The organism is Flavobacterium sp. (assembly GCF_043722275.1).
GTDB lineage: Bacteria > Bacteroidota > Bacteroidia > Flavobacteriales > Flavobacteriaceae > Flavobacterium.
In genome coordinates this window covers 1-7,800 of record NZ_JAYSPC010000192.1, presented here as the reverse complement: position 1 = coordinate 7,800, position 7,800 = coordinate 1, and the positions used below count along the sequence as shown (strand labels likewise).

Here is a 7,800-nt window from a genome sequence, read left to right as displayed (position 1 = left end):
TCCGACAGATGTTTCCGCGCTGAGCATTACAGCATCTGCGCCATCGATAACTGAATTAGCGACATCATTTACTTCTGCTCTCGTCGGTGTATAATTGGTGATCATACTTTCCATCATTTGCGTAGCAATGATAACAGGCTTGGATGCCTGGATACATTTATTCACAAGCATTTTCTGAATGAGAGGTACTTCTTCCATTGGTAATTCAACACCCAGGTCGCCTCGTGCAACCATTAATGCATCTGTTTCATGTATAATATGATCGATTTCATCGAGGGCTTCGGGCTTCTCTATTTTTGCGATTACTCTGCATTTCTTTCCGGCTTGTGCTATGCGGTTTTTCAGATCGATAATATCATTAACAGTGCGTACAAATGAAAGCCCTATCCAGTCTACTTCCTGGTCCATAGCAAATTTCAAATCCTGAAGGTCTTTCGGAGTCAGGCTTGGCAGGGATACTTTTGTTTTAGGAAGATTCACTCCTTTTCTTGAAGATAAATTTCCTCCGCTTTCAACACGTGCAATGACTTCGTCTTTGCGATTGGTTCCGGTTACATTCAATACTATTTTTCCATCGTCGAGAAGTATTTTATCACCGATGGCAACATCAGAAGGAAATTGCAGGTAGTTTATACTCAGACGTTTCGTATTACCGATACTTTCATGTGTGGAGAAGACAACTTCTGAATCGTTTTCAAGAACAATTAAATTATTTTCAACCTCACCAATACGAATTTTCGGCCCCTGCAGATCGACAAGAATAGAAACATTTGTATTTAATTCTGCGTTGATTTTTCGTATGGTATCTATTACATTTTTTTGTAAGACTTCATCACCATGAGATAAATTCAGCCGGCAAACATCTACACCTGCCAGGATCATATTTTTAAGAACATCATACGTAGATGATGCAGGGCCTATCGTTGCAACGATTTTTGTTTTATTGTAGATGATCATTATTATTTATTTCCTAGGCTAATCACTGTAAATTGAAAATTAAGTACTCTAATTTTTAATGCTGCGAGTTGCTTGTTTTAGGGTGTTGCCGCTGAGTTTTTTTTAATTTATACAATAATAGTTTATAATGATGTTTCTGCAGTACCATTATAAGCGGTTGGCTAATGCCTATTGTTACTTCGACCAATTAGCAATTTCTAAGCCTTTAATTCTTTTAAAATGATTTGTGTTGTTTATTACAAACTGTAATTTATTTGCAATTGCGATACCAGCTATCAGAGTATCTGCATGTCCAATTTCTCTTCCTTTCTTACGAAGTTCTGCTTGAATATTTGCAGCCAGTTTAGTGGACTTTAATGTCAAAAGTAAAACATTGTTAAGGACTATAAAATTTTCAAACTTTTTGAGTTGTTTTTTTGCATCTTTATATAAAAGTCCATTTAGGATTTCATAATAGGTTATTATACTCAAACTAATGATTCCAAATTCCTTTAAATATTCATCAACATTCTTAACTACTTTTGTATTTCCTCTCAAAAATTCCGAAAGAATATCAGTGTCAAACATTGATGGGCTCATAAGTCCGCATTACGATTAAAAAGGTTAGTCCTGGTTTTCTTAGTTTGCTTGAGATAATCGTTATAATCTTTTTTACTCATATCACTGAATGAACCACCGAATGTTAATATTTTTTTTCTCAACTTCTCAGATCCCCTTTTCTTTGGATTAAGGGAGTGAATAAACTGATATAACTCCTCAAGTCTGTCAGAAGGAATATCTTTTAATTTTTTTAATATGGAGTTAAATGTCATTGTTGCAAACGGATTCATTTGTCTAATGTACAACTTTCAAATCAAAGAAAAAATCTCTCAAGTTGCGATTGCTTGCAGGCAATGTTATGAGAAGGCAAACTATTTTAATTTTTGAAATTCATTAATATTGCGTTTAATAATTGGTTGATACTCATCATATGATTCCTTATTTGTAACAAACTCGTGAAACCAAGCAGCAGGTTGCCAATCGCCAGTTACTGAATTGTCATATTTATGAAAATTGTTTTTTGCCTTTTCTATTTTATCAAGCCAAATTTTATCAGGGTTAATTATTAATTCAAATTGCCGAATTTGATTTATACCAACTATAGAATAGCCAATTCTATTTTTTGAATTTTGTAATATGTCCATAGTGTCAAGAAATGATTGCAATGTTAAATCATAATAAATAATTAGAGAATCTTTTAGGCGATAGTGGAGTTCATTATTATTTATGTTTACTATAGAATCCTCCTTATTTTTATAGAAATCCTCTATCCATTCAAATAACTTAATTTGCCTATCCTCACTTACTTTTATAATTGGTTTGTTTGATTTATCAATAGTCGAGCATTCAATTGTGGAATCTGTAAAATGAATACTTCGGAAATCTAAATCAAAAAATATTTGCTGATCTTGTCGCGGCTGAACTTTTAATTCTTCAACATTAAATCCATTGATCCAAATTCCATTTCCGCCAATGGCCAATTTAATAAAACCATCAATAGTTTTACCGTTAGTCAATGTTATTCTACATACTGCTTGAATCCAAGGTGGACCAGCGTCTGCTTTTACAAATTGAGTAAAAAGAATGAAGAGAAATAAAAGTTTATATCTCATTATTATGTAGCCATTGCTTTCGCATAACGGTATGGCATTGGCGATGTGGCGGCATTCATTGCTCGTCCAGCCAGATACCGATGGTGAATAAAATTACAAAAGTTCATTGTTCATTTTGTAGTTCGGCGTTATTCGTCTGCCGAAACCGAAGTTGATTAGCGATATATCGCTGATTGTTCTTGAGTCACCCCGCCATATTGCCAATGCAATGTTAGCGGCATGTCATCATCTTTTCAATTAAGTATATGTCCTGTCAAAAATTATCCAATGCAAATTTTATTTGACCGGAGCAACCAAATCTTCGGCTGCAACTATTTGCCACTTGTCATTTCGCAACACCCATGTGTCTGTCCAAACAAAACGTCCAGTAAGTTGTTGTCCAGAATAGCGAACCCATGTTTCATCACCCTGAGCTACAGCGGCATTACCGTAAAAACGAATTTTAACATCATTAAGATGATTTGACTTAAAATATTTTTGTGCATTTCTGGTATCATGAACCATTTGTTGCTTGTTGTATTGCTTGCCCTCAGGGTCAACACCAATAAAATCATCTGCTAAAATTCTTTCAATCACAGTTGAATCACCCGAACCAACAGATTCAGCCCATTGTTTCTCGGATTCCTTAATGAAATCTTCAGCTTTTTTATAGTCAATCGTGGTAATTGTCGGTTGAGTATTGTTACAACCTGTCAATAAATAAATCCAGGTTATTAGTCCAAAAAGTTTTATTAATTTTCTCATTTCTGTATTAAGTTGGTTATATGTTTGCCTTTTCAAAGTTAATACTGTCTCCACGAGATTATGACTAACGTTTTGCGGGTTTAAGAAGTGCGGGATTTCGGAGTACTGAACTGTCTGCCAGCAAAAATGTTTTATTGAAATACAACCGCTCAATTACGCACTGTCCCCCGCATTTATTAAACCGCTGTTGTGCGTTCGCTCTTCTTTTCTGTCCGTGACCATTGAATTATTTTGATGTTGTTTCTGTGTCGTTAAGGATTACTTGTTTAATCTCATCTTTGTCTTTATTGTTGTCAGACATAATAAATAATTTGTCACCCTGCACTATGGTAGTTGTACCGCTTGGCGTGATATATTTATCATTGCGGTTAATCAATACAATAAGTGATGTTTTCGGAAATTTGAGTTGAAAAATTTGTCTGCCGACAGCGTTTGAACTTTCTTTTATTTCTATTTCAAAAAGTTCATTTTTAAAATTGTCAGACATTTCCAGTTCCAGCGGATAACGGGTTTTTAATTTTACAGGTTTAAATAAATAAAGCCGCTTTGCGACAATAGGGATAGTCGTTCCTTGCAGTATTACAGAAGCAAGCACAATGAAAAATACGATATTGAAAATCATAGCCGATTTTTCAACACCCTGAAGAAGCGGATAAGTTGCAAATATAATTGGAACGGCACCTCTCAACCCGACCCACGAAACAAGCAGGCGTTCCCTGTTTTTTATTTTGAAAAATAAAAGGCAAAGAAATACTGCAAGCGGTCTTGCTACAAACATTAAAAAAAGAGCAATGACCAGTCCTGTCCCAATGAAAGGCAGTATTTGTTTCGGAAATACAAGCAGTCCAAGAGTGATAAACATTACAATTTGCATCAACCACGCTTGCCCGTCATAAAACCGTATAATACTTTTTTTATGAATAAAATTCTGATTGCCAAGAATAATGGCTGAAAGATATACGGCAAGAAAACCATTGCCGTTAAAAAAAGTTGTAATGCTATAAGTGAAAAAAACGAGAGCCAATGTCAGAACAGGGTAAAGACCGTCATAATCAAGATTGATTTTATTCAATGTCCAGGTCATAAATTTGCCAAGCAGGAAACCTGCAATTGCACCGATAATCATTTGCTGAAAAAATAAGGGGATTAAGGAAGCAAATGATGTGTCTTTATGCACGAGCAAAGATGTAATACCAATAGTAAGGAAATATGCCATCGGGTCATTGCTTCCCGACTCCAATTCCAACAATGGCCGTAAATTTCCTTTTAGTCCAATGCTTTTAGAGCGAAGAATAGAGAATACCGCAGCAGCGTCAGTGGACGATACAATAGCACCGATTAAAAGTCCTTCAGTAAGTGTAAAGTCAGAAATATAGGAAATGAAAAGACCTAAAGAACTAGCCGTGAGCAATACTCCCAAAGTTGATAGCGTAACCCCCTGCCACAAAACAGGTTTTACACTTTCCCATTTTGTTTCCAGTCCGCCAGAAAACAAAATAAAAGACAGGGCAATAACACCAAGTGATTGTGCAAGATTGGGGTCGTCAAAGTGGATGCCGCCAATTCCGTCTGAACCTGCAAGCATACCCACTACCAGAAAAATAATAAGCGTAGGAATGCCAAGTTTCCCTATTGCCTTGCTGGCAAGAATACTTAACAATAAAAGTATTGAGCCGATTAGAAGTATATTTTCCGATGTTAGTGTCATTTGTCATTTCAAGTCAGTAAAGTTAAAATTTTGTCCGCAATTCTGTTTCTTTTACTTCATCAGTGTCCACAAAGACAAGAATAACAATTTTGAAGTAAAACAATTTCATGAAAAGTATGGCTTTGATTTGCAAGCAGCAGTGGATAAATTTCCTATAACAGATTTAAACAATACTGATAAAGAAAAGGCGTTAATGCAATCGCTTCAAAAAGGGAATGTGCAACAATCTGTTACCATCGAAAAAGATGGTAGCAGCCATAAAATGTTTATTGAAGCCGACCCTCAATTCAAAAAGGTAAATCTATATGATTCCAATATGAAGCTGGTGGCAAAAGAATCGGTTGAGAAGTACCACTCTGTTGAACAAACTGCAGCAACAAAAGCAGTTAAAGAAGAACAGGGAAATGATAAAAAAAAAGAGTTGAAGCAGGAACTTAAATTAGGGAAAGAAAAGGTAGAAAAGAGAAATGATAAAACGCTTTTACCTAAGAAAAGAGAAAGTAGTAAAAAAGGTTTAGGGTATCTTAACAGAAACCCTAAATCCATTTTTCATTTTAAAAATTAGCATCATGAATATTGAAAACATTTCGGCTTTAATGAGGCAATTAGAATCATTAGGTTTTGAAAATTCAGGCTATTCATTATTAAAGCGAATCAGTTTTAAGCCAGAAAACTTTATCCTTTCTCAAAAAATAGAGATGGGCAAAAACAAGTTAAGCTTACAACTATTCTTTGAAAAGGATATCAAACAAGACATTTATGTGTTGTCGTATTATGATGCTATTCTTCAAAAGGAAACGCCTTTAATTGATGCTGCCATTAATGGCATTAATACCGCTAACCTGGAAAAATCAATGATGGAAATTGATTGGAAAAATGCTTTCGATTTTGTTACAAAAAAGCAATTGAATTTGGAAGATAAAACAAGCTGGGAAAAAGAACTGAAAGTTGAATCGGTGATAGATGGTCTTTCGGAGTTAGAAAAATCGGAAGATGGTAAAATTGTTGCCGTAGGGCTTAAACTAAAATATTGGGCTGGTATTTCATACCAGGAGTTGTTTGGTAATATCAGCCCTTTAAAAAACAAGTCTGAAGTAAGCCAGCGGTTTTATTTTTTTGAAGGCCAAACCGGCATATCAGTAGATGAGGCATATGGGTTTTTACAAAATCGTTGGTTGGAGAAACAGATGCAGGCAAAAAGAAAACAAACGGATGGTACAGAAATTAGTGAAACAGAAAAGGACAGCCACGCTTCATCTGGTAGCGGACTGCTAAAAAAGAAACGTTTGGGAAGTTCCAGGACTGTTAAGCCAAATAAGTCGGTTCTGAGCTAAATAATAGTATAGGCATTTCCGACCATCGTAGATGGATGAAAATCCTAAATGGGAAAATGAAAATATGACTTTTAAAATATGACTTTATGGAGACATTATTTATTCCGAATGAAAACGACTTTAAGAGATGGATTAAAGAAGCAGTGAAAGATTTTCTTCAGGAATTTACGAAAAAGAAATTGAAGGAGGAGCATAATGAGGAAGATCTGCTTAACCGAAAAGAGATTGCGAAGTTTCTAAGAGTATCATTGCCAACTTTAACTGATTGGATAAAAAGGGGGTTACCTTCTCATAAACCAAGAGGCCGGGTTTATTTTGACAAAACTGAAGTGATAAAATATATCAAGGAAAACAAAATAGGGCAGTTAAAATTTGGTTCCCGGTTTGAAAGATTGAGGCAGGAAATTGGATAGAATAGCTGATTGGTTGTGATAACCCAAATATTTATTTGCCGATATTTTTTTGAAAATAGTTGACCTTTATTGCATATTAGTTCTTTCACTTTCCTGTTAAAATGTTTTCAAATTCGATTGGGCAAATTATTAGATGGCGTTTGTTTGCAAATTGTTTGCAAATCTCAAAAAAAGCCGATTTAAGAAGACGAATACAGCCTAAATTTTTTAAGAAAAATCATCATACAAAGATGGGAAAAAATAAAAAATTGACCAGTTTCATTAAAGCATTAGCCTCATAACAAATTGAAAATCAGTTAAATTAGTATTGGTTAAATAATTATCTAATACTCGTAAAAAAACCTCACATTTCTGTGAGGCTTTGTGGGAGTTCGCGGGTTCGAACCGCGGACCCTCCCGATTTAACCGGGATGTTCTAATTCAACTTAGCTTTTGTTATAAGTTGCTCAATATATTTTCGTGATTTTTGATCTTTAATATATTTCTCTCTTTTTAAAGCATCAGATTTTGTATCAAATATTTCCTCATGCACCAAAATCCAATCTCCGGTTTTACCAGTAAACCCTTTATGATTTGTATTATGTTTTCTAATACGTTCATTTATATCATCGCCTGTACAACCAACATAATACCGGTTTTTAATTTTGCTGAATAATATATAGACCTTGAATAACATATACATTCCTGAAAACAAAAATACCTCACATCTCTGTGAGGCTTTAAGTGGGAGTTCGCGGGTTCGAACCGCGGACCCTCTGCTTGTAAGTTAGAAAACGAGTGATGATGAATGATTTTTACTAATCGGGTATAATAACGAAATGCAATGTTGAAAGGGGTTTTAATTACAAACAATAATAAATAATTAATAATAATAATTATATTTGTGATGCAACGGTGACGCAATCTGAAAAAAGTAATTGTTCTAATAATGAATGTTAATAAAGCTAAAGCTATAATATTCTTAAATAAAACCCACCCTAAACAAAATGGGG

The 7,800-nt window shown here is 34.7% G+C and carries 9 protein-coding genes; 3 read left to right on the top strand and 6 right to left on the bottom strand.

Annotated features, from left to right (window positions below; all coding sequences use genetic code 11):
- The 5 genes from pyk to ACHZDT_RS22160 form a co-directional block, all read right to left on the bottom strand.
- On the bottom strand, positions 1 to 957 hold a 957-nt coding region (gene pyk / locus ACHZDT_RS22180), incomplete at its 3' end, for a pyruvate kinase (RefSeq protein WP_394776878.1).
- Positions 958 to 1,131: 174 nt separating this feature from the next.
- Positions 1,132 to 1,536, bottom strand: coding sequence for a type II toxin-antitoxin system VapC family toxin (locus tag ACHZDT_RS22175; protein WP_394776877.1), 405 nt, complete (start codon positions 1,534 to 1,536; stop codon positions 1,132 to 1,134).
- Positions 1,537 to 1,868: 332 nt separating this feature from the next.
- Positions 1,869 to 2,609, bottom strand: a complete 741-nt coding sequence (locus ACHZDT_RS22170; RefSeq protein WP_394776876.1) for a hypothetical protein — start codon at positions 2,607 to 2,609, stop codon at positions 1,869 to 1,871.
- Between the two features lie 276 nt (positions 2,610 to 2,885).
- Complete coding sequence (locus tag ACHZDT_RS22165; protein ID WP_394776875.1) at positions 2,886 to 3,353, bottom strand: nuclear transport factor 2 family protein; 468 nt, start codon at positions 3,351 to 3,353, stop codon at positions 2,886 to 2,888.
- Positions 3,354 to 3,579: 226 nt separating this feature from the next.
- Positions 3,580 to 5,013, bottom strand: a complete 1,434-nt coding sequence (locus ACHZDT_RS22160; RefSeq protein WP_394776874.1) for a potassium/proton antiporter — start codon at positions 5,011 to 5,013, stop codon at positions 3,580 to 3,582.
- Here ACHZDT_RS22160 and ACHZDT_RS22155 point away from each other — a divergent pair.
- From ACHZDT_RS22155 to ACHZDT_RS22145, 3 genes are all read left to right on the top strand, one after another.
- Positions 4,970 to 5,626, top strand: a complete 657-nt coding sequence (locus tag ACHZDT_RS22155; RefSeq protein WP_394776873.1) for a hypothetical protein — start codon at positions 4,970 to 4,972, stop codon at positions 5,624 to 5,626. The genes ACHZDT_RS22160 and ACHZDT_RS22155 overlap by 44 nt on opposite strands.
- Positions 5,627 to 5,630: 4 nt before the next feature.
- Positions 5,631 to 6,395 carry a hypothetical protein gene (locus ACHZDT_RS22150; RefSeq protein ID WP_394776872.1) on the top strand — a complete coding sequence of 255 codons (765 nt, stop codon included), beginning with the start codon at positions 5,631 to 5,633 and terminating at the stop codon, positions 6,393 to 6,395.
- An 86-nt stretch (positions 6,396 to 6,481) separates the two neighbouring features.
- Positions 6,482 to 6,808 (top strand): helix-turn-helix domain-containing protein, encoded by a 327-nt coding sequence (locus tag ACHZDT_RS22145; protein WP_394776871.1) that lies wholly within the window; start codon positions 6,482 to 6,484, stop codon positions 6,806 to 6,808.
- A gap of 415 nt (positions 6,809 to 7,223) precedes the next feature.
- Here the strand turns inward: ACHZDT_RS22145 and ACHZDT_RS22140 are convergent, their stop codons facing one another.
- Complete coding sequence (locus tag ACHZDT_RS22140; RefSeq protein WP_394776870.1) at positions 7,224 to 7,484, bottom strand: GIY-YIG nuclease family protein; 261 nt, start codon at positions 7,482 to 7,484, stop codon at positions 7,224 to 7,226.
- Positions 7,485 to 7,800: the final 316 nt, after the last annotated feature.

Excerpts from the sequence above, each read along its gene's own strand:
- ACHZDT_RS22175 (WP_394776877.1), bottom strand. The coding sequence starts at position 1,536 with ATGAGCCCATCAATGTTTGACACTGATATTCTTTCGGAATTTTTGAGA.
- ACHZDT_RS22140 (WP_394776870.1), bottom strand. The coding sequence starts at position 7,484 with ATGTTATTCAAGGTCTATATATTATTCAGCAAAATTAAAAACCGGTAT.
- ACHZDT_RS22170 (WP_394776876.1), bottom strand. The coding sequence starts at position 2,609 with ATGAGATATAAACTTTTATTTCTCTTCATTCTTTTTACTCAATTTGTA.
- ACHZDT_RS22145 (WP_394776871.1), top strand. The coding sequence starts at position 6,482 with ATGGAGACATTATTTATTCCGAATGAAAACGACTTTAAGAGATGGATT.
- ACHZDT_RS22155 (WP_394776873.1), top strand. The coding sequence starts at position 4,970 with ATGCCAAGTTTCCCTATTGCCTTGCTGGCAAGAATACTTAACAATAAA.
- ACHZDT_RS22150 (WP_394776872.1), top strand. The coding sequence starts at position 5,631 with ATGAATATTGAAAACATTTCGGCTTTAATGAGGCAATTAGAATCATTA.
- ACHZDT_RS22165 (WP_394776875.1), bottom strand. The coding sequence starts at position 3,353 with ATGAGAAAATTAATAAAACTTTTTGGACTAATAACCTGGATTTATTTA.